Annotated in this window: 26 protein-coding genes and 1 riboswitch; of the genes, 15 read left to right on the top strand and 11 right to left on the bottom strand. The window is 64.6% G+C overall.

Going from position 1 to position 24,209, the window contains the following annotated elements; translation table 11 throughout:
• Positions 1 to 96 precede the first annotated feature (96 nt).
• Genes ACEN8U_RS07735 through ACEN8U_RS07720 form a run of 4 tightly spaced genes read left to right on the top strand, consistent with a single transcriptional unit; the run spans position 97 to position 3,943 of the window.
• Positions 97 to 1,515 carry an ATP-binding protein gene (locus ACEN8U_RS07735; protein WP_310107770.1) on the top strand — a complete coding sequence of 473 codons (1,419 nt, stop codon included), beginning with the start codon at positions 97 to 99 and terminating at the stop codon, positions 1,513 to 1,515.
• Between the two features lie 9 nt (positions 1,516 to 1,524).
• The gene (locus ACEN8U_RS07730) at positions 1,525 to 1,893 is read left to right on the top strand and encodes a response regulator (RefSeq protein WP_013590136.1); all 369 of its coding nucleotides are present in this window, start codon (positions 1,525 to 1,527) and stop codon (positions 1,891 to 1,893) included.
• Positions 1,886 to 2,488: a chemotaxis protein CheC gene (locus ACEN8U_RS07725; RefSeq protein ID WP_013590137.1), complete on the top strand. Its 603-nt coding sequence runs from the start codon at positions 1,886 to 1,888 to the stop codon at positions 2,486 to 2,488. Before ACEN8U_RS07730 ends, ACEN8U_RS07725 begins: the two co-directional genes overlap by 8 nt.
• A 51-nt stretch (positions 2,489 to 2,539) precedes the next feature.
• Positions 2,540 to 3,943 carry an HD domain-containing phosphohydrolase gene (locus ACEN8U_RS07720; protein ID WP_310107768.1) on the top strand — a complete coding sequence of 468 codons (1,404 nt, stop codon included), beginning with the start codon at positions 2,540 to 2,542 and terminating at the stop codon, positions 3,941 to 3,943.
• A gap of 54 nt (positions 3,944 to 3,997) precedes the next feature.
• Here ACEN8U_RS07720 and ACEN8U_RS07715 read toward each other — a convergent pair whose 3' ends face one another.
• Both ACEN8U_RS07715 and ACEN8U_RS07710 read right to left on the bottom strand, forming a co-directional pair.
• Positions 3,998 to 4,480 carry a hypothetical protein gene (locus tag ACEN8U_RS07715; protein WP_310107766.1) on the bottom strand — a complete coding sequence of 161 codons (483 nt, stop codon included), beginning with the start codon at positions 4,478 to 4,480 and terminating at the stop codon, positions 3,998 to 4,000.
• The gene (locus ACEN8U_RS07710) at positions 4,480 to 4,785 is read right to left on the bottom strand and encodes a DUF6566 family protein (protein ID WP_310107764.1); all 306 of its coding nucleotides are present in this window, start codon (positions 4,783 to 4,785) and stop codon (positions 4,480 to 4,482) included. Before ACEN8U_RS07710 ends, ACEN8U_RS07715 begins: the two co-directional genes overlap by 1 nt.
• 180 nt (positions 4,786 to 4,965) lie before the next feature.
• On the opposite strand from ACEN8U_RS07710, the gene ACEN8U_RS07705 reads away from it, so the two are divergent.
• The gene (locus ACEN8U_RS07705) at positions 4,966 to 5,871 is read left to right on the top strand and encodes a DUF72 domain-containing protein (RefSeq protein ID WP_310107762.1); all 906 of its coding nucleotides are present in this window, start codon (positions 4,966 to 4,968) and stop codon (positions 5,869 to 5,871) included.
• An 18-nt stretch (positions 5,872 to 5,889) separates the two neighbouring features.
• On the opposite strand, the gene ACEN8U_RS07700 is transcribed toward ACEN8U_RS07705, so the two are convergent.
• On the bottom strand, positions 5,890 to 6,576 hold the full coding sequence (locus ACEN8U_RS07700) for a UdgX family uracil-DNA binding protein (protein ID WP_310107760.1): 687 nt from the start codon (positions 6,574 to 6,576) through the stop codon (positions 5,890 to 5,892).
• A gap of 281 nt (positions 6,577 to 6,857) precedes the next feature.
• Here ACEN8U_RS07700 and ACEN8U_RS07695 point away from each other — a divergent pair, with 281 nt between their 5' ends.
• The gene (locus tag ACEN8U_RS07695; RefSeq protein ID WP_006047080.1) at positions 6,858 to 7,028 is read left to right on the top strand and encodes a hypothetical protein; all 171 of its coding nucleotides are present in this window, start codon (positions 6,858 to 6,860) and stop codon (positions 7,026 to 7,028) included.
• On the opposite strand, the gene ACEN8U_RS07690 is transcribed toward ACEN8U_RS07695, so the two are convergent.
• Complete coding sequence (locus ACEN8U_RS07690) at positions 6,988 to 8,142, bottom strand: GNAT family N-acetyltransferase (protein WP_310107758.1); 1,155 nt, start codon at positions 8,140 to 8,142, stop codon at positions 6,988 to 6,990. The genes ACEN8U_RS07695 and ACEN8U_RS07690 overlap by 41 nt on opposite strands.
• A 324-nt stretch (positions 8,143 to 8,466) precedes the next feature.
• Between ACEN8U_RS07690 and ACEN8U_RS07685 the strand changes: the two genes are divergently transcribed.
• Together ACEN8U_RS07685 and ACEN8U_RS07680 are read left to right on the top strand one after the other, a co-directional pair.
• A complete protein-coding gene (locus tag ACEN8U_RS07685; protein WP_310107756.1) occupies positions 8,467 to 9,732 on the top strand; it encodes an acyl-CoA dehydrogenase family protein in 1,266 nt (421 codons plus the stop codon).
• Positions 9,733 to 9,822: 90 nt separating this feature from the next.
• Positions 9,823 to 10,341 (top strand): SLATT domain-containing protein, encoded by a 519-nt coding sequence (locus ACEN8U_RS07680; protein WP_013590145.1) that lies wholly within the window; start codon positions 9,823 to 9,825, stop codon positions 10,339 to 10,341.
• Between the two features lie 21 nt (positions 10,342 to 10,362).
• On the opposite strand, the gene ACEN8U_RS07675 is transcribed toward ACEN8U_RS07680, so the two are convergent.
• On the bottom strand, positions 10,363 to 11,064 hold the full coding sequence (locus tag ACEN8U_RS07675) for a YceH family protein (RefSeq protein WP_310107754.1): 702 nt from the start codon (positions 11,062 to 11,064) through the stop codon (positions 10,363 to 10,365).
• Between the two features lie 214 nt (positions 11,065 to 11,278).
• A riboswitch (glycine riboswitch) is annotated at positions 11,279 to 11,370 on the top strand.
• A 172-nt stretch (positions 11,371 to 11,542) separates the two neighbouring features.
• Here ACEN8U_RS07675 and ACEN8U_RS07670 point away from each other — a divergent pair.
• Together ACEN8U_RS07670 and ACEN8U_RS07665 are read left to right on the top strand one after the other, a co-directional pair.
• Complete coding sequence (locus ACEN8U_RS07670; protein WP_310107753.1) at positions 11,543 to 12,754, top strand: D-amino acid dehydrogenase; 1,212 nt, start codon at positions 11,543 to 11,545, stop codon at positions 12,752 to 12,754.
• A gap of 106 nt (positions 12,755 to 12,860) precedes the next feature.
• Positions 12,861 to 13,139 carry a BON domain-containing protein gene (locus ACEN8U_RS07665; protein WP_310107751.1) on the top strand — a complete coding sequence of 93 codons (279 nt, stop codon included), beginning with the start codon at positions 12,861 to 12,863 and terminating at the stop codon, positions 13,137 to 13,139.
• Between the two features lie 61 nt (positions 13,140 to 13,200).
• Here ACEN8U_RS07665 and ACEN8U_RS07660 read toward each other — a convergent pair whose 3' ends face one another.
• Positions 13,201 to 14,364 (bottom strand): acetate/propionate family kinase, encoded by a 1,164-nt coding sequence (locus ACEN8U_RS07660; RefSeq protein ID WP_310107749.1) that lies wholly within the window; start codon positions 14,362 to 14,364, stop codon positions 13,201 to 13,203.
• Between the two features lie 12 nt (positions 14,365 to 14,376).
• Complete coding sequence (locus ACEN8U_RS07655; protein WP_310107747.1) at positions 14,377 to 16,770, bottom strand: phosphoketolase family protein; 2,394 nt, start codon at positions 16,768 to 16,770, stop codon at positions 14,377 to 14,379.
• Positions 16,771 to 17,186: 416 nt separating this feature from the next.
• Here ACEN8U_RS07655 and ACEN8U_RS07650 point away from each other — a divergent pair, with 416 nt between their 5' ends.
• Complete coding sequence (locus ACEN8U_RS07650) at positions 17,187 to 17,312, top strand: hypothetical protein (protein ID WP_013590151.1); 126 nt, start codon at positions 17,187 to 17,189, stop codon at positions 17,310 to 17,312.
• A gap of 99 nt (positions 17,313 to 17,411) precedes the next feature.
• Positions 17,412 to 17,942, top strand: a complete 531-nt coding sequence (locus ACEN8U_RS07645) for an ankyrin repeat domain-containing protein (protein WP_310107745.1) — start codon at positions 17,412 to 17,414, stop codon at positions 17,940 to 17,942.
• Here ACEN8U_RS07645 and ACEN8U_RS07640 read toward each other — a convergent pair.
• The 3 genes from ACEN8U_RS07640 to ACEN8U_RS07630 all read right to left on the bottom strand — a co-directional run bounded on the left by ACEN8U_RS07640 (position 17,939) and on the right by ACEN8U_RS07630 (position 21,469).
• Positions 17,939 to 18,640 carry an HAD family hydrolase gene (locus ACEN8U_RS07640; RefSeq protein ID WP_310107743.1) on the bottom strand — a complete coding sequence of 234 codons (702 nt, stop codon included), beginning with the start codon at positions 18,638 to 18,640 and terminating at the stop codon, positions 17,939 to 17,941. The genes ACEN8U_RS07645 and ACEN8U_RS07640 overlap by 4 nt on opposite strands.
• Positions 18,641 to 18,739: 99 nt before the next feature.
• Positions 18,740 to 19,762, bottom strand: a complete 1,023-nt coding sequence (gene gnd, locus ACEN8U_RS07635; protein WP_310107741.1) for a phosphogluconate dehydrogenase (NAD(+)-dependent, decarboxylating) — start codon at positions 19,760 to 19,762, stop codon at positions 18,740 to 18,742.
• Between the two features lie 363 nt (positions 19,763 to 20,125).
• Complete coding sequence (locus ACEN8U_RS07630) at positions 20,126 to 21,469, bottom strand: sugar efflux transporter (protein WP_310107740.1); 1,344 nt, start codon at positions 21,467 to 21,469, stop codon at positions 20,126 to 20,128.
• A gap of 334 nt (positions 21,470 to 21,803) precedes the next feature.
• Here ACEN8U_RS07630 and ACEN8U_RS07625 point away from each other — a divergent pair, with 334 nt between their 5' ends.
• The 3 genes from ACEN8U_RS07625 to ACEN8U_RS07615 all read left to right on the top strand — a co-directional run bounded on the left by ACEN8U_RS07625 (position 21,804) and on the right by ACEN8U_RS07615 (position 23,660).
• Positions 21,804 to 22,124, top strand: coding sequence for a thioredoxin family protein (locus ACEN8U_RS07625; RefSeq protein WP_310107738.1), 321 nt, complete (start codon positions 21,804 to 21,806; stop codon positions 22,122 to 22,124).
• Between the two features lie 20 nt (positions 22,125 to 22,144).
• A complete protein-coding gene (locus ACEN8U_RS07620) occupies positions 22,145 to 22,564 on the top strand; it encodes a secondary thiamine-phosphate synthase enzyme YjbQ (RefSeq protein WP_310107736.1) in 420 nt (139 codons plus the stop codon).
• Between the two features lie 76 nt (positions 22,565 to 22,640).
• Positions 22,641 to 23,660, top strand: coding sequence for a class I fructose-bisphosphate aldolase (locus ACEN8U_RS07615; protein ID WP_310107734.1), 1,020 nt, complete (start codon positions 22,641 to 22,643; stop codon positions 23,658 to 23,660).
• Positions 23,661 to 23,771: 111 nt separating this feature from the next.
• Here the strand turns inward: ACEN8U_RS07615 and ACEN8U_RS07610 are convergent, their stop codons facing one another.
• Positions 23,772 to 24,050 carry a hypothetical protein gene (locus ACEN8U_RS07610; RefSeq protein ID WP_310107731.1) on the bottom strand — a complete coding sequence of 93 codons (279 nt, stop codon included), beginning with the start codon at positions 24,048 to 24,050 and terminating at the stop codon, positions 23,772 to 23,774.
• Positions 24,051 to 24,209 lie beyond the last annotated feature (159 nt).

The following is a 24,209-nucleotide window of genomic DNA, read 5'->3' as shown; positions in this document are numbered from 1 at the left end:
ATTCACTCATGGCAGCGACGCCGGACCGGACGCACGAGCGCTCACGGACCCGGCGACGAGAGCGCTGCCTGCTTTGTCATTTCACGGGCCCCTTCGGTGAAAACCAATCTGTCGGAAGCTATTGTCGAGCGGGTGAATTGCGGTGTCTTCACCGTGGATCGCGAGCTGCGCATTCTGACGTGGAACCGCTTCATGCATTCGCATAGCGGACGTTCCGCCGAATCCGTGGTCGGCCAGCTTCTGCTCGACGCTTTTCCCGAGTTGCCGCGGCAGTGGCTGAGCCGCAAGATCGAGGGCGTGTTCGTGCTCGGCACGCCGGCTTACTCGTCGTGGGAGCATCGCCCGTATCTGTTTCGCTTCGAGCATTCGCGCCCGATCACCGGCACGATCGACGCGATGCGCCAGAATTGCAGCTTCATCCCCATCGAAGACGACCACGGCGAGGTCGTCGCGGTGGGCGTCGCGATTGTCGACACGACCGACGTCTGCATCGCCTACGGCGAGCTTCAGGACCGCGAGAAGGCGGTCACCAGCGCGCTCGCCGAATTAACCGTGCGCAACGAGCAGTTGACGTCGCTCAACGAAGCGCTCGCGCATGCGCATCAGCAATTGCTGCAATCGGAGAAGCTCGCCGCGATCGGTCAGCTCGCGGCGGGCGTCGCGCATGAGATCAACAATCCGGTCGGCTTCGTGCTGTCGAATCTCAACACGCTCGACGGCTACGTGAAGACGCTGATCCGCTATGCCGCCGATGTCGAGCGCATGGTGAGCGAAGCCGCGCCGGCGTTGCAGAAGAACATGCAGGCACTCGCGCAACAGGCCGATCTGGAGTACCTGCTCGGCGACGCGCCGACGCTCGTGCACGAATCGAAGGAAGGACTCGCGCGCGTGCGCACCATCGTGGTCGATCTGCGCGACTTTTCGCGCGTGGACAGCACCCATGTGTGGGAGCTCGCAGACATTCATCGCTGCATCGAGTCGACGCTCAACATCGTCCATAACGAGGTGAAGTACTGCGCCCACCTCGTGCGCGAATATGCGGAGATACCGTTCGTGCGCTGCATTCCGTCGCAGATCAGCCAGGTGGTGCTCAATCTCGTCGTCAACGCGGCGCAGGCGTACGGCAATCATCACGACCAGCACGGCGCGCCGCGCGGCACGATCACGGTGCGCACCGGCATGGACGCGGCCGCTCCGTCGAACGTGTGGTTCGAAGTTGCCGATGCGGGCTGCGGCATCCCGCCTGAACATCTGAAACGTATTTTCGACCCGTTCTTTACGACGAAGCCGGTTGGCCAGGGCACCGGCCTCGGTCTGTCGGTGACCTATGGGATCGTGAACGCGCACCGCGGCACGATCTCCGTCGTCAGCACCGTCGGCGAGGGCACGACGTTCCGCGTGACGCTGCCTGTCGACGGAACCCTGCTTGAAGAAACCAGCCAACCCGAAGCGCTTGCGCAAAACGGTTCTCTGGATGCAATCGCGTTGCCGGCACAATCGCCGGCGGCCACATGAGGTAAAGCCATGCCATTGCCCGTACTTGTTGTCGACGACTCGACACTCGCCCGAAAACTTTTGATCCGCTCGCTGCCCGAGGAATGGGACGTCGAGATCACCCAGGCCTCGGATGGCGCCGCCGCGCTGGAGCTGTATCGCGCCGGCAAGGGCGCCGTGATTTTTCTCGACCTGACGATGCCCGTCATGAACGGCTTTCAGGTGCTCGAAGCGATCCAGCACGAAGGCCTCGACACGTTTGTGATCGTCGTGTCGGCGGACGTGCAGTGCGGCGCCGTCGAACGCGCGAAGGCATTGGGCGCGATCGGCTTCATTTCCAAGCCCGTTTCCCCCGAAGCGATCCTGCCGATTCTCGCGGAGTACGGTCTCCATGAATGAACAGTCTCTCAACGAAGACCAGCGCGACGCCCTGCAGGAAATCTGCAACGTTGGCATGGGCAAGGCCGCCGCGGCGCTCGCCAGACTGCTGGGTGCATTCGTCACGCTTTCGGTGCCCGACATCCGGCTCGTCGGCGTCGAACAGCTGCGCGTCGCGCTGGGCGCGCAGGACGACAGCGAATTGCGGCCCGTGCGCCAGGCGTTTCAGTCCGACATTTCCGGCGAGGCAATCGTGCTCGTCGGCAAGGACGGTCAGCGCGAATTGCAACAACTGATGGGGCACGACGTCGGCGAACCGGATACGGAAGTGGAAGTGTTGTGCGACATCACCAATCTGCTGGTGGGCGCCTGCGTGCAGAGCGTGTTCGAGCAGCTCGGGCGGCACATCTGCTTCTCGCAGCCCACGCTTTTGCCGCTCGCGGGCAAGACGCACGACGCCTTGCTGCCCGGCGGCCGGTGGGACCTCGCGCTGTTGCTGGAGATCCATTTCACGCTCGAGCAAGGCGGCTTCGGCGCACGCATGGTGCTGCTGTTGCCCGATGCGGCGATCCGCGGCATGAAGGAAGCGCTCGATCATTTTCTCGAAGCACTGTGATGCGGGCCGACGCGCTGCGACCGTCACGCGACATCAATCACGAGGTTAATCATGTCTGAGCTTCAGGCAACCGGCATTCCGACCGAACTCGCTGCAACGGCACCGGCCGCCTCCCTGGACGCCGCCGATGCAGCGCCCGCCGCCGTCCCGACGCTGCTGCTGGTGGACGACGAGCCGGGCGTCATCTCGTCGCTCAAACGCCTGCTGCGCCCGATGAAGTACGACGTGCTGAGCGCGAACAGCGGCGCCGAGGCGCTGGCGCTGCTCGAATCGGCGAGTGTCGACGTGATCATTTCCGACATGCGCATGCCCAACATGGACGGTGCGGAGTTTCTCTCGCGCTCGCGCACCGTGACGCCCGACGCGATCCGCATTCTGCTCACGGGCTATTCGGAAGTGGATGCGGTCGTGCGCGCGGTCAACGAAGGCCACGTCTATCACTATCTGCACAAACCGTGGGACGACCAGGACCTGCTGCTGACGATCCAGCGCGCGCTCGAACAGCTCGCGCTGCAACGCAAGGCGGAACGGCTCACCGCGCTGTTGCAGGAGCAGAACGAAAAGCTCTCGTCGTTCAACATGGAGCTCGAACGCGAGGTCCATGCGCGCACCGAGGAAATCCGTCAAACGGTGATGTTTCTCGAAGGCGCGCAGCAGGACCTGAAAAACAACTTTCTCACGATGGTGAAGGTCTGCGCGAACATGGTCGAAATGCGCTGCGGGCTGCCGGGCCATTCCGCGCGTATCGGCGAGACGGCCAGACAACTCGGCGCCGCGCTCGGTCTGAGCGACTACGCATGCAATGAACTGCTGATGGCCGGCCTGCTGCACGGCATCGGCAAACTCTTTTTGCCCGATGCGTTGCTGAAGACGCCCGTTGCGAAGCTGCAGCCGCAGGAAGCGAAGCTCTATCAGCTTCATCCGCTGCATGGGCAGATGGCGCTCACGCCGGTGTCGCAATTGAGCGGCGTGCAGACCATGATCCGCCACCAGTATGAGCGATACGACGGGCGCGGCACGCCCGATGGACTCATCGGCGGATTGATTCCGCTCGGCGCGCGCGTGCTGGCTCTCGCGCGGGACGCGGAAGACCTGCGCATCGGCGTCATCGCGCCGCAAAAGATGAACGACGCGCAGATCATCTCGACCGTGCGCGCGCAAAGTGGAATTCGCTACGATCCCGCGATCGCGGAGAAGTACATCGAACTCCTGATGAAACACGCGGAACTCACACCCGAAGGCGTGCCGGACCGCGTCGACGCGTCGCATCTGAAGGAAGGCATGAAACTCGCCGACGACCTGCGCACGTCGCGCGGCACGCTGCTCATGACGAAGGGCAAAGTGCTTTCCGCCGATCAGGTCGCGCAGATTCGCCGCTATGAGATCCACGAGGGTGAGCCGTTCGTGATTCTGGTCGAGCGCGCGGCGGATGCGCGCAAGGCGGAAGCGGCCTGATCTGCCCCGATCAGGCGGCTCAGGCGGCCCACGCGCAGGGCGTTCTCATCAACCTCAATTGCGACTTGCGCGGCACAGCGCGGCTGCCGCAAAGCCGGCTGCGAGCGCGCTGTACACGTAGAACATCGAGCGCTTCGACAGGTGTGCTTCGAAGCCGGGCGTGAGGCGGCTCGGCACCGCGTGATAGTCGACGGTATAGGCCACGGCTGCGGTCGTCGCCGCGCTCGCGACGATTTCCGCCACGCCCGCACGGCGTCTTACACGACACTGCCAGCGGTCCAGCAGTCCTTCGAACAGCACGCCCCAAAAAACCGCCGCCGCCTGATTGATCGCGAGGCCCGTCAGCGTAAAGCGCGCGCTTGGGCAGGTCTCGCTGAATGCGCGGCGCGGCCACAGGCAATGAGTGACCGCGTTCAGCGGCGCATACGGCGTGCTGCCGTCGGCGCGCGCCCGCGCGGCTGCCATGGCGGCCGCGGCGCTGCCTGCCGCTGTGCCCGAGATCGTCGCGCGGCATAAGAGGTTGACGATGCGGTTCATCAGCTTGCTCCCGTTCCGTGCGCCGAGTCGTCCAGGCCGTGACCGGCTTTTTTCTCGACCAGATAGCAGCCCCGCTCCACGCCGTCGCGCAACGCCTCCGCGTGTGTCGCCCATTCCGGCGTGACTGGTTCCACGTCCGGCAGCGCGAACGGTTTGCCGTCGACAGACGCGTCGATCCGTGCGACCCAGGCGCCGCGGTCGTTCTGCTTCGCACTCACGACAATGTCCACGCCGCGATGCGTGACGCGCATCGTGCCGTCGCTTTGCGTCTCCAGGTCCGTGCTGCGTAAATCCGTGCCTGCCATGCGTGCCTCCCGTGTTTCGCCATGTGTTGCGCGACATCCGCTTGTCGCCGGATGCCGTGTCGACGCGTCGGTATGTCGCTATGTCGGTACGTCGATTGCAGCAACGCTTGTGCCCTGAGATGGCACAGGCATTGCTCGTCGCCAGACTCAGACACGGACTCCGATTCTTCGAGCATTGACGTGAAAAGCACAGGTGACATTCTCATCGGCATCTCAGGATGGCGCTATAAAGGATGGCGCGGAACCTTCTATCCGGAAGGCCTGAAGCAGGCCACCGAACTGCGCTACGCAGCGGGCCTCATGCAGACGATCGAAATCAACGGCACGCACTACAGCCTGCAATCGCTCGACAGCTGGCACCACTGGTACGACGAGACGCCGCCCGGTTTCGTGTTCAGCGTGAAAGGCGCGCGTTACCTCACGCATCTCTTGCGCTTTCGCGACGAGACGGCCACCGTTGCGTGCGCGAATTTTTTCGCGCAGGGACTTCTGGCGCTGAAAGAAAAGCTCGGGCCGATACTGTGGCAATTCCCGCCTTCGCTGCGTTTCGACCCGGCGCACATGGAGCGTTTCCTGAGCCTGTTGCCGCGCGACACCGAAGCGGCGCTCGCACTCGCCGAACAGCACGACCGGCGCGTGAAGACGCCCTACCTCCAGATCGACCGCAAGCGCAAGTTGCGTCACGCGGTGGAGGTGCGTCATGAGAGTTTCGTCGATCCCGCGTTTGTGAAACTGCTGCGCCGTCACAAGGTCGCGCTCGTCGTGTCGGATTCGACCGAAGCATGGCCGCAATTCGAGGATCTGAGCGCGGGCTTCGTCTACATGCGGCTGCACGGCACGGAAACCAAATATTCGGGCGAATACTCCGATGCCTCCTTGGAACGATGGGCGCGCAGAATCGAGGCATGGAGCCGAGGCTCGCAGCCCGCCGATGCGCGGCTCGCAGCGCCCGACCTGCAACCCCCTCGCGCGCAAACACGCGACGTGTACTGCTATTTCGACAACGACGCCAAAACCAACGCGCCGTTCGACGCACAAAGATTGATGGAACGCCTCGGACTGCGCGCCCACGAGGCGGCCGCCTGATAGACGTTCACCTGCGTCCTACTTGCGCCGCTGCGCCAGTTTCTTCGCGTCCTGCAGCGCGGCGACGATCGCCGCATACGCGCGGTGGCGCGTCTCGGGATCGGGTGCGCGCAAAGCAAACGACGGGTGGTACGTTGCAACCACCAGACGGTCGCCGTGTTCGATGACCTTGCCGATCGCATCCTGCAAGCGCGATTTCGGATCTTCCAGCACCGCCTTCAGCGCAGTCGCCCCCAGGGCGACGATCACCTGTGCGCCCACGCTTTCAAGCTCCTGATCGAGCCAGTAGCGGCAGGCATCCACCTCGCGCTGCGCCGGGGTTTTATGCATGCGGCGCTTACCGCGCGGCGTCCATTTGAAATGCTTCACGGCGTTGGTCACGTACACATCCTTGCGGCCGACGCCTGCTTCGACGAGCGCATCGTCGAGCAAAGCGCCCGCCGGCCCCACGAAAGGCAGACCTTGCAGGTCCTCCTTGTCGCCGGGCTGTTCGCCGAGCATCATGATCGGCGCGCGACGCGGACCGGCGCCGGGCACGCCCTGCGTCGCGTTGGCCCAGAGCGGACAGCGGCGGCAATCGTCGAGCGTCGCGGGTTGCTGGTCGGGGTCGACCTCGGGCTGCGCCGGGGTCTCGCCTTCTGTCTGCGATGTGGGCTTCGAAGTGCCCTTCGACGCGCGCTTCGATGTGTGCTTCGTGGTGGCCATGGTTCGTCGCGTTGCGCTTTGCCTTGCGTTGCGGTGCGGCATACGGTAGTGATCTAGCCACAGCAAGCCGCGTTCCGTTGCAACGGCGACAGCGACATCGCGACCAGGCGCGCAATGTGCTTAAGCACTAGTCCGCTGATCGTCTCGCGATCAGGGCGCCATGCACGCGCCTTTGTCCCGTCGAGCCGCTATCGGCAGTCCATCGGGGCGCACGGTAAATTTTTCACGGCGGGTGACCGGCGCCAGAGCCGAAATCGCAAGGAGAAACAAGGAGAAAAACGATGACCCTGCTTATCTATCTCGTCGGATGGATTATTTTTATCGGCGGCGTGGCTTGGGGATTGACGGCGCTGCACGTCGCACAGCACATCATCGCGATAGTCGCGGTCATTCTGTTCGGTATCGCCGTTATCACCGGTGCGACGCGAGCGCGGAATCGGGACCGGTCGTAGCGCGATGCGCCCGCCTTCGCGCGAGCGACGCGAGCACGCGGGCGAGCCGCCGTGTGTGGATGGCAAGCAGTCCCCACTTTGAGTTGACGATCTGCGTGGTCCATGCGGTCGTCGCCTCGCCGCGCGCCCAATACGACTTGAAGCGCTCCGCGCCCACGCCGAAGTCGAGATCGAAGCCGTTCTCGAACGCCCACTTCACGCATTGCTCGACCGCGATGAGGCCCGGACAGCAGCGGCCATAGTACGGATCGTAGCCCGCGAAAATCGCGCTTGCCCACGGATTCCCCACACTGACGATGATGCCCGCGACCGGCGCGTCGTCGAGCGTGACGACAATCAGCCGCGCCATCGACGGCACGTCGCGCGAATGGATCAGCTTGCCGAGAAACCGCTCGAACTCCGGCGAATCGAGCCATACACTGCGTTTGCCGACCCGGTCGCTCCAGCTGCGCTTGCAGTTGAACATCCATTCGATCAGGGACGCGGTCTCCCGCTCTTCGGCTGGATCGACCACACGCACGGCAACCGTGCCTTCCTTCGCGAGCCGTTTGACAAAAGTGCCGGGGCGTTTGCCGAACAGCGTGCCAAGCGAACGGCAATACTCGTCCCATGTGCCCTGCCCGCGTAATCGCGCGGCCGACGCCTGATGCGCTTCTGCAAACAGCACGTGCCGTTCGCGCGAAACCAGCGTGTAAAGGTGAAGCGTCTCGCGAACATAAGGCATGTGAATGAAGTCCGCGCCGCAGCGCCGGCGTGCCGTGTGCCATGCGCCCTCGATCAACGCGGCGGCCGACGCATCGTCCGCGACGAGCACGCTCGTGTAGTCGCCGCCTTCGGGCCCGAGCGGCACGAGGTAAGTCCATAGCGCGCGCTTGACGGCTTCGAGCGGCCAGATCATCACGAGTTGCCCGTCATCGCGGCAGACAATGCATCTGAGCAGACGTCCGTGAGGCTTCGACACGTGGTCCCAGGCGAGCCATCCATAACTGAACGACTGATAGTAGTGACCTTGCGCGCGCGTCCACAATGCGTCCCATTCGGGCTGCAGCGCGCGAAACTGCGCTTCGTCGGTGATGACGTCATAGCGCCGGGCGCGATGTGTTGTCTTGTTCATACCATCTCACAGGGTGCCGATCCGCTTGCCGCTTGCTGGCGTCCGTTGCCGGGTCGCCGGGTCGCCGTCATATCGGTAGATGTCCGACGCAGGCGTAACGGATCCCCCGGCTTCGCGCAGGTGTGACGAGCATGCACCGGGCGCATCGCGGTGTGTGTGCGCGGCCGCACGCTTGACGGCGCATGCGGGCGGCGTGACCGACGCGGCGGCTCACGCCATTTCTGTCTTCCTGCTAAGAATCGGCTAAATGCTTGGTTGCTCCGCGCGCGTGCCATGCCGTACCGTTGCCGGATTGCGCCCTGCGCGTTTGAATTCGGAGAACCCATGTCCGCATCTTTACCGCACGACCATCCGCCGCACGCAGCGAGCCTTGCCGACGCCGCGCAGCTTTTCGACGACAGTGCGCTGACGCGCCGTTTCGCGCCCGTCTTCGCGCGCATCGCGCAAGGCGCGGTGCATCGCGAGCGGCATCGGGAGCTTGCCTACGATCCCGTCGAATGGCTGCGCGAAGCCGGCTATACGAAGCTGCGCGTGCCCACCGAATACGGCGGCGAAGGCGTCGCGCTCAGCGAGTTTCTCGCGCTCGTCACGCGTCTGGGCGAAGCGGACTCGAACCTGCCGCAGATCTTGCGCGTGCATGGCGGCTTCATTGAATCGCTGCTGGAAAATGGCGACGACGCCCTGCGCGACCGATGGCTCACGCGCATCGCGCAAGGACAGATCATCGGCGGCGCGGTGGCCGAGCGCACTGCGGGCACGAACAACAGCGTGCGTCTTGTCGAAGCGGACGGCGCATGGCACCTGCACGGAGAGAAGTACTACACCACCGGCACACTCTACGCGGACTGGGTCGACGTGACCGCGCACGACGGACAGAGCGACGTGCGCGTGCTCGTCAGGACGGATGCGCCGGGGCTTGCACGTATCGACGACTGGGACGGCTTCGGCCAGCGCCTGACAGGCAGCGGCACCGCGCGTTTCAATGGCGTGCCGGTGGCGCGCGAGAACGTGTACCGCCGCTACGACGCATCGGCGCCGCGCCGCAACAGCGTGCTCACGTCGTATTACCAGGCGCTGCACGTCGCGAATCTCGCGGGCATCAGCCGTGCGGCGCTGCGCGATGCCGTGGCCTTCACGCAGGCGAAGACAAGAACGTTCGGTGTACCAGGAGAATCCCGTCCGCGCGACAACCCGCTCGTGCAACGCGTGATCGGCCGGCTTGCGAGCCTCGCTTATTCGACGCAAAGCATCAGCGCATCGCTCGCGCGTGCGATAGACGAGGTACTAGTTGCGCGTCAGCACGGCCGCACGACCGAAGAAACCTATTTTCGCCTCGACATCCAGACCTTTCAGGCGCAGCAGATCGTCATCGAGCAGACGCTCGAGGCCGCCACGCTGCTGTTCGAGGTGGGCGGCGCTTCGACAACCAGCGAATCGCGGCGCTTCGACCGCTACTGGCGCAATGCGCGCGTCCTCGCGTCGCACAATCCGGCCATCATTCGCGAGGCCGCCATCGGCGACTTCTATCTGAACGGCACGCCGCACAACGAGCGTTTCGGCATCGCGCAGCCGGCGGTCGCGGCAGCCTGAGACGCGCGCCGCCAGGCGGCGCCTTCATGTGGCACAGTAGCGTCAGTGCACGCGCATGGCGCGCGGCATACCACTGCCCGGACGAGCCCCATGAAGAATCTGCCCGCCTACGAGCCGCCCGTCGACGAACAGCAGCTTCTGCTGAAATGGATCCGGCGCGCGCGCGAATCCCAGATGAGCCATTACGACATGGCCGACCTGCTGTCCGCGCGCGACCGCCAGATGGGCTGGCTCGTCACGGTGCTGGCCGCGTTCGTGGGGACGGCTGTGTTCGCGTCGCTGAACTCGAGCGCCGTGTCGTTTGAAATCAGGATTGTCGTCGGGCTCGTGAGCGTGGTCGCCGCGGTCTCGTCGGCGCTGCAAACGTATCTGCGGTATGCCGAGCGCGCCGAAAAACATCGCGCCGCAGGCGCGCGTTACGGCGCGGTGCGGCGGCGGCTCGAATCGGTTTTCGCGGGCGACCCGGATGCGCGCGACGGCCATTATCTGACCGCCATTCGCGACGAACTGGACCGGCTCGCGCAAGACTCGCCGAATGTGCCGCCGCGCAACTTTTATCGCACGCAGCGCGCGTTATCGACCGATCCCCGCCGCGGCAGCGACGCGTGAGCAACGTATCGGCGCTATCTCTCAAGCATCCAGATCGGTCGCATCGACGCCCAGTTCGGCGGCCATGCGCCGCACCACCGCCTGCAGCCGGCCGACTTCGTCCGCGAGTCTTTTTTGCTCGGCTTTCAAGGCCTCGAAGGTGGAAAGCGGCACGGTTTCGTCCGCGCCGCCGCCTGACTGCGCGAACTCGCTCATGTTCACTTCGCCGCACAGCAAATGCATCCAGCGATGTTCGCGCTCGCCAGGCGTGCGAGGCAGTTTGACCACCCGCGGCGGATCGTTGGCGGCGAGTTCGTCGAGAAACGCCTCGACCGACGAGATGTCGGCAAAACCATGCAGCCGTGCGCTGTTCAGACGCAACTCCGCCGCCGTCTGCGGGCCGCGCAGCAGCAAGGTGGTCAGCAACGCGGCAGACTGACTCGGCAGACCCAGCACACGATTCATGTTGTGCTCGAAACGCGGCACGCGGCTGCTGCTGCCTTCCATGACGAGGCTTAAGCGTTTGAGACCATCGAGCGCGGTGAGCACTTCGGCTTCCGTCGCGTTCATGACCGGCGAGCGGCCCGTCTTCTGATTGCAGCCCAACGTCAGTGCGTTCAGCGAAAGCGGATAACTGTCGGGCACGGTGTGCTGTTTTTCGACGAGCACGCCGAGCACGCGGCCCTCGAGCAAGGTCAACGCGCGGATCGAGGGGCGGGAGGGAACATCGGGAGTCGAATTCATGGAATGGCGCGGATGAGCCGCTGTGATCGTCAATGAAACGCCTGACCATCGCTCAGCGAGGCGGCACTTTTCTGGTTGTGGGCACTATGATAAACGGGCGTCGCGCTCGCGGCAGCATCAATCGCTGCGGCGCATGCGGCCTGTGAGACGGCACGGCTGCCGCCAGAAAACACTTGCCCGAACGATTTTTGCCCGGTATCGTCGTGGCGTTCTGCAACGCAGCGCGGGAGAGATCGCCGGAGTCACGGCGACGCCGACGGAGCAACCGCCCCGGAAACTCTCAGGCAAAAGGACCGCGCAGCCGGAACATCTGGAGAGCGGCGTCGTGCGCGCCCACCGAAGGGGATTCCCACATGCGGCAAGAGCCTTTGCTCACAGCGCCGGGAAGAAACTCTCAGGTACAGGGACAGATGGGGCATCGGCACCGGTTTCGAAAGAAATCGAACCCGGTGATGCTCAACCCACTCTGGACCATGTCATGTCACGAATCGCCATTATCGGCGCCGGCATTACCGGCGTCACGACCGCTCACGCCCTCGCGCAGCGCGGCCACCACGTCACCGTGTTCGAACGCCACCGCTACGCGGCCATGGAAACCTCGTTTGCCAACGGCGGCCAGCTTTCCGCGAGCAACGCGGAAGTCTGGAACAGCGCGGCCACCGTGCTGAAAGGCCTGCGCTGGATGCTCACGCGCGACGCCCCGCTGCTCGTCAACCCGGTGCCGAGCTGGCACAAGTACTCGTGGATGGGCGAGTTCCTGCGGCAGATTCCGCACTATCGTGCGAATACGGTCGAGACCGTGCGGCTTGCCATTGCCGCGCGCGAGCATCTTTTTTCGATTGCCGAGCGCGAAGGTATCGACTTCGATCTGGAGCGGCGCGGCATTCTGCACGTGTACAAAACGCGCAGGGAGTTCGACGCGGCGGCGAAAGTCAATTCGCTGCTGCGCGAAGGCGGGTTGGACCGCAGTGCGGTGACGTCGAGTGAATTGCAGCGGCTCGAGCCCACGTTGCACGGTGAGTTTTACGGCGGTTTCTTCACGCCGTCGGATTCGACGGGCGACATCCACAAGTTCACACGCGGTCTCGCGGATGCCTGCGTGCGCCACGGCGTGCAGTTCCATTACGACGCGGAGATCGCGTCGATCGAGCAGTCCTGCAAAGAACGCTTCTCGCTGACCGTCAATCTGGAGGACGACACGCAGCGTTTCGCCTTCGAAAGGATCGTGGTGTGCGCGGGCGTGAAAAGCCGCGATTTTGCGGCGATGCTCGGCGACCACGTGAACGTCTATCCGGTCAAAGGCTACTCGATCACCGTCTGTCTCGACGATGAAACCAGCCAGGCGCGTGCGCCGTGGGTCAGCCTGCTCGACGACAGCGCGAAGATCGTGACGAGCCGGCTCGGCGCGGACCGCTTTCGCGTGGCGGGCACCGCGGAGATCAACGGCTTTAACCGCGACATCCGCTCCGACCGGATTACACCGCTCGTCGACTGGACGCGCCGCCATTTTCCGGAGGTGTCGACCGCGCGCGTGATTCCGTGGGCGGGCTTGCGTCCCATGCTGCCGAGCATGCTGCCGAAGGTGGGGCGCGGCAAGCGGCGCGGCGTGTTCTATAACACCGGACATGGCCATCTGGGCTGGACCCTCTCCGCGGCGACCGCGCAGGCTGTGGCGGGTGCGATCCAGTAGCCGGCCGCTGCGAGGAAAGACGCGGCGTCTGCTAATGTAGTGTCGTGTGCGGTCGCCTGCGGTTGTGTTACCGTCGGACCCGCGTCTTCCTGAACTCGACAACGTCATGGCTCATTCGCGCTTTGCCGCGCCGCAGGGCGAGGCCCCAGGCTACGCCCACGGCGCGCGTCTTTCCGACGCGCACATCGCCGCCGAGGCAATGCGGCGTCTCGCATGGGACGCCGCCGTTCCCGCGCGCACGATCGCGGTCGACGTGCATGACGGCCGCATCACGCTTCACGGCGAACTGGCGCGGCCTGCGCAAAGGCTCGCCGCGCTCGAAGACGTGACGCGGCTCTTCGGCGTAACGGGCGTGTGCGATCGGCTGGTGGTGAAGGTCGTCTGAGCGCTCGCCTGCACAACGCACGGGCCCACGGGTGGGACAACGCCCGGGCAATCACCGTGCTTCACCCACGCAGCAAAGCACCACGCAGCAAAGCGCGGCAATGCCGCGCGATCTGTTTCTCCTCTTGCGTGTGGAGCGCCCTCACCTTGCCCGACGCGTCGCCTTCGCGAAGGCCCAGAAAATCCAGACCTTCGCAGATGCGCTTGCGAATCTCCGCGCTGTGCTCGCCGATGCCGCCGGTAAACATCAGCAGATCGATGCCGCCGAGCAAAGCCGCATAGCCGCCGATGGTCTTGCGCACCGCGGTCGCAAAGGCGTCCAGTGCCAGCGAAGCGTGCTCGTCGCCCGCCGCCGCGCGTTGTTCGAGCGCCTGCATGTCGCTTTCGCCGTCGGCGTAACCGGCGAGGCCGCTCTGCCGGTTCAGCAGCGTTTCGAGCGCGTCTGCATCGAGCTTCTCCACGCGCAGCAGGTACAGCAGCACGCCCGGATCGAGGTCGCCGCAGCGCGTTCCCATGGGCACGCCGCCCGTCGGCGTCATGCCCATCGACGTATCGACCGATCGGCCGTCGCGCAATGCGCACACGCTCGAACCGTTGCCGAGATGAGCGAACACGGCACGCGGCGGCAGCGCCGCCCCTAATTGCGTGACGAGCGATTCGTACGACAGCCCGTGAAACCCGTAGCGGATCACGCCGGCATCCGCGTAGCGTCGCGGCAACGCAAGCTGCGCCGCGCGCGGCGGCAGCGTGGCATGAAACGCCGTGTCGAAACAGGCAAAGTGCGCGGCGTCCGCGAAGATCGACTGCGCTTCATCGATCAGCGCAAGCGCCGGCGGAATGTGCAGCGGCGCGAAATGCACGGCATCCTGGAGGCGCTGGCGGACCTCGGGCGTGAGGCGCTGATGCGTTCGCAGATGCGGCCCGCCATGCACCACGCGGTGGCCGACCGCCGCCGGTTGCGCATGATGCTGCGCGCCAAGCACGGCCGAGAGCTCCTGCAACGCATCGGTTTGCGACTCGAGCACGTGCTGCTCGTTCACCAGCACGCGGCCGTCCGGCGCCTTGATGCGCAGGCTGCCGTCGCCGCGGCCAATGCCTTCAGCGCTGCCCTCCAGCAACAGCGACTCGTCGTCACCGGCAGGCGCAAAGAGCCCGAACTTCAAAGACGACGATCCGCTGTTGAGCACCAGAATGGTTGGCGGCGAAGCGCCGTGCTGCATGTTCATGACGGACCTCGCTCAGTCTTGCCACGTCCAGTTGCGGATTTCTTCCTTGTCGATGCCTTCGGCATGCGCATAGGCGAGATGCTCGATGATCTGCCCGCGCAGCCACTCCTTCGTGTGATCGCCGACGCCACGCAGCCTCGGCACGCGATCGATCACGTCGATGGCGAGCGAAAAGCGGTCCACCTGATTGATGATCGCGAGCTCCAGCGGTGTGTTGATGTTGCCCTTCTCGTGATAGCCGTGCACGTGCAGATTGTCGTGATTGGTCCGACTGTAGGTCAGTTTGTGAACCAGCGACGCGTAAGAGTGAAAATTGAAAATCACCGGTTTGCTGGTCGTGAAGAGCGAATCGAAGTCGCGGCCCGACAGACCATGCGGATGCGCGTGCTCGGGCATCAGCCGGAAGAGATCGACCACATTCACGAAACGGATCTTCAGGTCCGGGAAGCGCGCCTTGAGGATCTGCACGGCGGCGAGCGCCTCCATTGTCGCGATGTCGCCGGCGCACGCCATCACCACGTCAGGCTCGGCGCCCTGATCGGTCGACGCCCAGTCCCAGATCCCGATGCCCTTCGTGCAATGCGTGACGGCGGCCTCCATGTCCAGATACTGCAGATGCGGCTGTTTGTCCGACACGATCACGTTCACGTAATCGCGCGAACGCAGACAGTGATCGGCTACGCTCAGCAGACAGTTGGTGTCGGGCGGCAGATAAATGCGCACCACGTCCGGGCTCTTGTTGGTCACCACATCCAGAAAGCCGGGATCCTGATGCGTGAAGCCATTGTGATCCTGCCGCCAGACGAGCGACGTGATAAGCAGATTGATGGACGGCACCGGCTGACGCCAGCGCAGTTCGCGCTTCGCTTTTTCGAGCCACTTGGCGTGCTGGTTGAACATCGAATCGATCACGTGCACGAACGCTTCGTAAGTCGCGAAGAGGCCGTGGCGGCCCGTCAGCACATAGCCTTCGAACCAGCCTTCCAGCGTGTGTTCGCTGAGCATTTCCATCACGCGTCCGTCGGCCGACAGCGCGCCGCCGTCGGCGTCGTTGGGCTGGGCGTCGGCGAGCCAGGTCTTGCCCGATACCTCGTAAATCGCCGTCAGCTTGTTGCTGGCGGTCTCGTCGGGGCCGAACACGCGGAAGTTGCTCATGTTCCTGCGCATCACGTCGCGCAAAAACTTGCCGAGTACCTGAGTGGGCGACGAATACGCGGACGCATGCTGCTTCACCTCGACTGCGTAGTCGCGGAACGCCGGCATGTCGAGCATCTTGCACAGCACGCCGCCGTTCGCGTGCGGATTCGCGCTGATGCGGCGTTCGCCCAGTGGCGCAAGTTCGCGCAACGCCTCGACGAGCCGGCCATTTTCGTCGAACAGCGACTCGGGCTCGTAACTGCGCAGCCACGCCTCGACCAGTTTCAGGCTCTCGCGGTTGGTCGCCGGATCGGCAATCGGCACCTGATGCGCTCGCCATGAGCCTTCCACCTTGTGACCGTCCACTTCCTTCGGGCCGGTCCAGCCTTTTGGCGAACGCAGCACGATCATCGGCCAGCGCGGCCGCGTGGCGTCGTGGTTGGCGCGCGCGTGCTGCTGGATCGTGCGGATTTCGCCGATGCACTGTTCGAGCGTCGCCGCCATCTGCTGATGCATGGTGGCCGGATCGTCGCCTTCGACGAAATACGGTTTGTGGCCGTAACCGGTGAGCAGCGCTTCGAGTTCCTCGCGCGGAATGCGCGCGAGCAGCGTCGGATTGGCGATCTTGTAACCGTTCAGATGCAGCACCGGCAGTACCGCGCCGTCGCGCACCGGGTTCAGGAACTTGTTCGAATGCCACGAGGTGGCGAGCGGCCCGGTTTCGGCCTCGCCGTCGCCGATCATCACCGCGACGATCAGATCCGGGTTGTCGAACGCCGCGCCATAGCCGTGCGACAGGCTGTAGCCGAGTTCGCCGCCTTCATGAATCGAGCCCGGCGTTTCCGGCGTGCAATGCGAGCCGATGCCGCCGGGAAACGAAAATTGCCGGAAAAAGCGCCGCATGCCGGCCTCGTCTTCGCTGCGGTCGGGATAGATTTCCGAGTAATGTCCTTCCAGATAGCAGTTGGCCAGCGTGGCAGGCGCGCCGTGCCCTGGTCCCGAAATGTAAATCACGTTCAGGTCCAGCTTCTTGATGAGGCGGTTCAGGTGCACGAGCAGAAAGCTTTGGCCGGGGTCCGAGCCCCAGTGCCCGAGGAGACGGTTCTTGATGTGTTCGGGCTTCAGCGGTTCGCGCAGCAGCGGGTTGTCGCGCAGATAGATCATGCCGGCCGACAGGTAGTTGCACGCGCGCCAGTACCGATCCATTCTCTGCAGCGTGTCGGGGTCTAAAGTGTGCGGCGGGGCGGGACGGGAGATTGCTTCAGCCATGGCGTCGCTCCTCGTAAGGACTATCAGGCAGGTTGGCGGGCGTTGCGAAGCGTGCGCCGGTGAGCGTCATGCGCACGGCATGAGAGAGATGCAGCGAAAGGCGCTGTGCGGATGCTTCACGTGCCGGGTTCGGCAACGGGCATTGAGCGCCGGTCGTCAGCCATGTGACCGGATGCACGCATCATGGTTCGGAACCGCGCTGGAAAGTTTGATCTCGCTCAGGCATTGCCGGCGTCGCGCGCGCTGGAGCAAGTCCTACGCCAGGCGCGCTGCACAGATGCGGCGAAACGCTTAAGCTTTGCAGAATTCCTGCGCGTGCGTCGTTACCTGACTCGTTGCGCCGCTTGTGCCCTACTGGTTGCCCTGCTGGTTGCGCTGTTCGTGGCCCTACTCGTCCTTAACCCTACACATTGATCATGTCCACATCCAACCGTCTGAAAGCGCCACTCGTTCTGCTTCTCACGCTCGTGCTGCTGTGTGCCGGCGTGGCCGTGCTGGTCGGCGTGTTCGGGCTGCTCGTGAAGCTGTTCGGCCACGCCTGAGGGGGCGCGCCGCGCGCGTGCGCGCGTCGCCGGTACAAACTGTGTATGCTGCCGGCGTTCATGCGCCGAGCTGCGCCGCATCCTCGCAAGGAGATTGCATTGACGAATTCCGCCGACTCTTCCCCGCCTTCGGGGCAAGCCATCGACCCGCAACTGCTCGAACTCGCGCAGCAGGTATTCGATCTGGCGCGCCGCGGCGATGCCGCGATGCTCGCCGCCGTGATCGAAAAAGGCGTGCCGCCGAATCTGCGCAACGAGAACGGCGACAGCCTTCTGATGCTCGCCAGCTACCACGGTCACGTGGATGCCGTGCGCACGCTGCTGGAACGCGGCGCCGACCCCGACCTGCGCAACAACAACGGCCAGACGCCGATTGCAGGCGCGGCGTTCAAAGGCTTTGAGGGCGTGGTCGACACGCTGCTCGCGCATGGCGCGGATGTGGAAGGCGCGTCGCCCGACGGGCGCACCGCGCTGATGGTGGCCGCCATGTTCAACCGCACCGCCATCATGGACCTGCTGATTGCGCACGGCGCGAAGCCGGACGCGCGCGACGCCGCGGGCGCGAGCGCACTCGACGCGGCCGGCCGGATGGGCGCGGCCGACGCGCAGGCAAAGCTGCGCGACGCCTAGGGCTTGCCGGACAGCAGCGCTTTCACGTCGAACTGCGCGAGGTCGCCGATCCGCTCGATGCTCACGTCCGCGGGGGGATTGCTCAAGATCTCCTTCGGATCGAGCGCGTAATGGCCCTGACGCGGGAATACCGTGGTCAGCCTGCCGCCCCAGGCTTTCTTCATGGCCGTGAGAATCCGCAGCTTGTCGTCGACCATCACATAGTGGCGCGCCGGGTAGCATTCCATCACCTGGTCGAGCATCAGCTCCTTGTGAATGTAGATCAGCACCCGGCCCCCGACTTCTTCCCACAAGCCCGAACGCGCGACCTTACGCGGCTGGAACACCACGTCGCCGTCGGACAGGATCACCGTGGGTCCGTACTGGCCGACGTGGCGCAATGCGTCGAGCGCGCCGGGATAAAGCCGGTTCGCAAACGGATAGTCGATCAGAAACGACGACATCAATAACAGGCGCGTGTCCCGCGGATGCTCGGTGCGATAGCGCTGCAACGCGCCGAGATAGTCTGCATAGCCGAGCTCGCTGCGCAACTGCTCGAAAATTTCCCAGTAGCGCGTGCTGTTGTCGGTGCCGAACTCGCGCATCATATGCGCGCGCAGGTCCGACAGCACATGATCGTTGTCGAGCAAGGTGTTGTCGCAATCGAACAGGAAGACGACGTCGTGCGGCGTGGTTCCGTTGGCTTCTGCGGCTGGCATGTCCGGCTCCCTGAATGGGCTGTACTGTGCTTTGGGGCGAGGCGAAGGGACGCCGGGCGATCGGCGCGATCAGCTTGCGACCGATCAGCCCTGCGGGTTTTAGGGCGATTCGGCCGGCTTCTCGGCATGGCCGCCGAAGTCGTGGCGCATGGCCGACAGCACGCGGTTCGCGAAGTCCGCTTCGCCGCGCGAACTGAAACGCCCGAACAGCGCCGCGCTCAGCACCGGCGCGGGCACGCCTTCGTCGATGGCCGCGGCCATGGTCCAGCGCCCTTCGCCCGAGTCGGATACGCGGCCTGCGTAGCTCCTAAGATCTGCGTCGCCCGCGAGCGTGCCCGCGATCAGGTCCAGGAGCCACGAGCCGATCACGCTGCCGCGCCGCCAGACTTCGGCGATATCGGCCAGATTGAGATCGTATTGATAGAACTCGGGACGGCGCAGCGGCGAAGTCTCGGCGTCCGCGTCGCGCGCGTGCCTGCCGGCGTCGGCGTGACGCAGAATGTTGAGACCCTCGGCATACGCGGCCATCAAGCCGTACTCGATGCCGTTATGGACCATCTTGACGAAGTGCCCGGCGCCGAGCGGCCCGCAATGCAGAAAACCCTGCTCCGCGGTGCTGGCGCCCGCCGTGCGTCCTGGCGTGGCGGGCGCGGCGGCTGCGCCCGGCGCGAGCGTCGAAAAAATCGGCTCGAGCCGTTGCACCACGTCGGCCTCGCCGCCGATCATCAGGCAATAGCCGCGCTCGCGTCCCGCGACGCCGCCGCTCGTGCCGACATCCACGTAATGCAGCTTGCGTTCGGCCAGCTCGGCGCCGCGGCGAATGTCGTCGTGATAATAGGAATTGCCGCCGTCGATCACGATGTCACCCGGTTCGAGCAGCGGCACGAGTTTTTCCAGCGTGCCGTCGACCACCGCGGCGGGTACCATCAGCCAGACCGCGCGCGGCTTGTCGAGTTTGGCGACGAGGTCTTCCAGCGACGAGGCGCCCGCCACGCCCTCCTGCGCGAGCCGCTCCACGGCGGCGGGCTGCACGTCGTAGACAATGCACTGCTGAGCGCCCTTCGTCAGGCGCCGGACCATGTCGGCACCCATGCGTCCCAATCCAATCATGCCTAGCTGCATTTCACCGCTCCCGAAAGTGCCACGTGATGCTGGCTGGTTTCATTCAGATGCCGATACCGCGTTCACTACCGACCGCCGGGCGACGCGAGCGCGCCATGCGCCACGCGCCGTGTGCCGTGTGCACAGGCGCAGGAAGCGCGCTCTGATAACCGTCTGACGACGGCTCCGACAACCGCGCTGGCAACCGCTTGGGTAACCGCGCTGAGAACCGCTTTGGCAACCGCGCTGAGAACCGCTTTGGCAACCGCGCTGACAACAATACGCCTCTCTGGAGAGGTTGTACGCGAGCTAAAGTTCCGCACGCCGGATCCGTTCAGCTCGCTGCAAGCCTGCGCCAGTCGCAGATCATGCGCTGCGGCTGGATCAAAGCTCACGCCCTCCACGCAGCGCGCGCCGCGCCTGAAGCCTGCCATATTGCGTACTCGCAAAGCGCCGCACGGCTCGCCACATGAGCGGATAGCGGTAGCCCGGCACGGCAAACAGGACGAGCGCAGCCAGCGCGAGCAGGCCGCAGAATAGAAACGTGCCGCGATAGCTGAACGCCTGCACCAGCAATCCCGACAACACGCCCGACAGAATGGAGCCGACCCGCGCCGCATTGAAGAACAGCGCCGTGGCCCGCCCGGGCGCGTGCGGCATGAGGTCCTGCACATACGTCATGCCGAGGCACGAGGTCACGGCGACCACGAACGCGTTGAGCATCTGCATGGGAATCAGCACATGCACATTGCCCGCGAGCGACATGCCCACGAAATACGCGGCGTGAACCGCGGCGCAGGCCGCAAGCCAGTTCGGCTTATGCAGCTTCGACGATTTCGCGCCGAGCGCGAGCATCATCGGAATCTCGGACAAGGCGCCGAGCCCGAGCATGACGGAAACGTCGAGATGCGTGCCGTCAAGACCGTGCACGATGTAGAGCGGCAGCACGATCATCGTGGCGTTCGCGGCGAGCCCGAGCAAGGTCAGCGCCGCGACCGCGCGGCCGATATCGTTCGCCGAAGCCACGCCGGGCAGATCCTCATGCGCATCGGGACCGGGCTCCCTGAGCGGCGGCACGGTGATCGACGCCGACGGCTCGGACGCGGTGTCCTCCACCGTATGGTCGCCGAGATGGCCTTGCGGCTCGCGCATGCGCCAGACAATGGCGGCGCACGCCGCGAAGCTCGCGGCCGCGAACAGGAAAAGCCCGGTGAAGCTGGTCGCCGCGAGCACGAGCGCGCCCACCGACGGCCCGAACACCCACGCCGCCGAGAGAATGGTGCGCAGCGTCGCGCTGGCAAATACACGCTCGGCCGCGTCCGGCACGGGCAGCGCGGCGCGGCTGAACGAAAACACCATCGAAATGGCCGAGCCGCCCGCACCGATAAACACAATGCCGACGACGAGCAGCAGCCGGTAATCGCGCACCACGCATAACCCGAGGTAGCCAAGCGCGGCGAGCACGAGCGCGACGAGCAAGAGCGGCCGGTGCCGGCCGCTTGCATCGCTCCAGCGGCCGGCGAAGGTGCTCGCGAGCACACCGCTCGCGGCGATCAACGTCATGAAGACACCGAGCCGGAACGGCGTCATGCCGGCGCGTTCGACGCCGAAGAGCGACAGATACGGAGCAGTGAACGACATGGCCACACCGAGCATCAGCGTGGCGGCGGCAAGCGGCTTGAAGCCGGGAATGTGCAGCAGACCAAAAAAACGTGAGTTTTTCAACACGGGCGGCTGTGGGCTCAGGAGAAGCGAGGCTGCGCGGCGCGGCGCGCGGGGCAAGCTTCGTGGCGGGATTGAACGGGGCATTATCGACCGGGTGTGCGGCCGCGTAAAGGCGGGGGGGTGTATCCCAAATTTATGGCCTTTTTTACAGCGACGGGGATTGCAAATGACAGGCGCGCAAGGGCCGCACCAAAGATCACTGCTCGCATGCGCCGCACCCGCCCCTCGAACCAATAGCTGGTACTCTTATCAAACTAACGTGCAGCGCGCCTTTGCGGCCGCGCACGCACGAATTCACAAACACTCGGTGCCCAACCCGATCCGTAGCGGAGCATGCATGGCAACCCGGACAGCCTATTCCACCCACGCCCCGTCACGAGCCGAAGTCGACGCGTTGCCCGGCGCAACCGTCCTCGAGTTCGGCACGGACTGGTGCGGCTACTGCCAGGGCGCGCAGCCGTCCATCGCGAAAGCGTTCGAGGCCCATGCGGGCATACGGCATCTGAAAATCGAGGACGGCCCCGGCCGGCCGCTTGGCCGCTCGTTCAGGGTCAAACTCTGGCCCACGCTGGTTTTCATGCGCGACGGCGCGGAAGTGGCGCGCGTGGTGCGCCCCACCAGCGTCGAGCAGATCACGGACGCGTTCGCGTCGCTCTGACCGCACCGAGCGCTTCCATCATGAAGCAAGCCATCCATCACCTGAGCGTCAAGGCCCGCGCGCGTGGCCTCGTCGAATTCACCGACGAAGCCCGCCGTTTCGTCGCAGCGCAGCACATCGAAACCGGCTTGCTGACGCTGTTTTGCCGTCACACGTCGGCATCGTTGCTGATTCAGGAAAACGCGGCCCCGTCGGTCCAGCGCGACCTGGAGCGCTACTTTGCAACGCTTGCACCCGAAGACGAGCAACGCTACGAGCACAACGCCGAAGGTCCCGACGACATGCCCGCGCATCTGCGCACCGCGTTGACCCAGGTGCAATTGAGCGTGCCCGTCGAACATGGGCAGATGGTGCTCGGCACATGGCAGGGTCTGTATCTGTTCGAGCATCGGCGTCATACGCAGCATCGCGACATCGTGTTGCATCTGATCGGCGAATAGGCCGAACCCGCAGCGTCGGAGCGCGCGTCGCGAGCGCAGGTTTTCTTCCGCAACCGGAACAAAGGGAGTGCATCTCATGGACACCCGCAGCGAACTGCAAGCCACCGTCGACGCCATGGTTCAACCCGGCAAGGGTCTCCTCGCCGCCGACGAAAGCGGCCCCACCATCGCGAAACGCTTCAAGAGCATCGGCATCGAGTCGACAGAAGAGAATCGCCGCGCCTATCGCAACCTGCTGCTCACCACCCCCGGTCTCGGCGAATTCGTGAGCGGCGTCATTCTCTATCAGGAAACGCTCGGCCAGAAAGCCGACGACGGTACGCCGTTTCCCGAACTCGCCGCGAAAAACGGCATCGTGCCCGGCATCAAGGTCGACCTCGGCAAGATTCCGCTCGCTCATGCTCCCGGCGATGAAATCACAGAAGGCCTGGACGGCCTTGCGCGCCGCTTCGTCGATTACAAGCAGCAAGGCGCGCGCTTCGCGAAGTGGCGCGCGGTATACAACATCGCGGCCAATCTGCCGAGCCGTCTCGCGATTGAAGCCAACGCCGACTCGCTCGCCCGCTATGCGGCGATCTCGCAGGAAGCCGGCATCGTGCCGATTGTCGAACCCGAAGTGCTGATGGATGGCGATCACACCATCGAGCGCAGTGCCGAAGTCACCGAAGCGGTCCTGCATGAGGTGTTTCATGCGTTGCACCGGCATCGCGTGGTGCTCGAACACATCCTGCTCAAACCGAGCATGGTGCTCGCCGGTTCGGAAAACGCGCGGCAATCGTCGACCGCGGATATCGCCGCCTACACGCTGCGGATTCTGAAACGCACCGTGCCCTCGGCGGTGCCCGGCCTCGTCTTTCTATCTGGCGGGCAATCGCCTGAAGAAGCGACCGCCAATCTCGACGCGATGAATCGCCTCGGACCGCTGCCCTGGAACCTGAGCTTCTCGTATGGTCGCGCGCTGCAGGAGCCGCCGTTGCAAGCGTGGCGAGGCGCGGCCGGCAACGTCAAGGAAGCGCAGCAGGCCCTGCTCAAACGCGCGCGCCTGAACAGCGCCGCGGCGCTCGGCAATTACGACGCAGCGCAGGAAAACAGCTAGCGTCAACGTAGAAAACGCAAAAACGAAAACACCAGCTGCGGTGTTCGTGAGGCGCCCACCGCGCCTCACTCCCACACCGTTCGCCGCAAATGTGGGCAAACGACAGGCGCCTTACTGGCCCTTCGTGTCGCTGCTCGCGTCGGCGCCGGGCATATTGGTCGTGTCGGTTGCGGGCTTCATTTTCTTCGACTTCGACGAATGCTTCTTCATCTTCGAATGCGACATCGAGCTGGAACCCTGCATGTCGCCGCCCTCGCGCGTCGATGCATTGGCGTTCGTACTCGGGTCGTTGCCGGCCGGGCCGCCGCCGCCACCGCCCGTGCCTTGGGCCATCGCAAGCGAGGACGCCGCGAGCAGTGTGGATACGAGCAATGCCTTCTTGATCTTCATGACTGTTCTCCTGTCGGGATGAAAGCGGAATAGAAGCGGATCGAGCGCGCAGGCGAACCTGCGTGCGCATGCCTCGTCAGGAGTCCAGCAAGGGGTGTGCCGCGCCATTGAAAATCGGTGTCATTGCAGAGATGCGTTGCGCGTGCGCATTGCTCATGC

The sequence above is a fragment of the Paraburkholderia phenoliruptrix genome (genome assembly GCF_047325075.1).
GTDB classification, from domain to species: Bacteria; Pseudomonadota; Gammaproteobacteria; order Burkholderiales; family Burkholderiaceae; genus Paraburkholderia; species Paraburkholderia phenoliruptrix.
The sequence above is the reverse complement of the archived record's forward strand: the minus strand, read 5'-3'. Positions and strand labels throughout refer to the sequence as shown.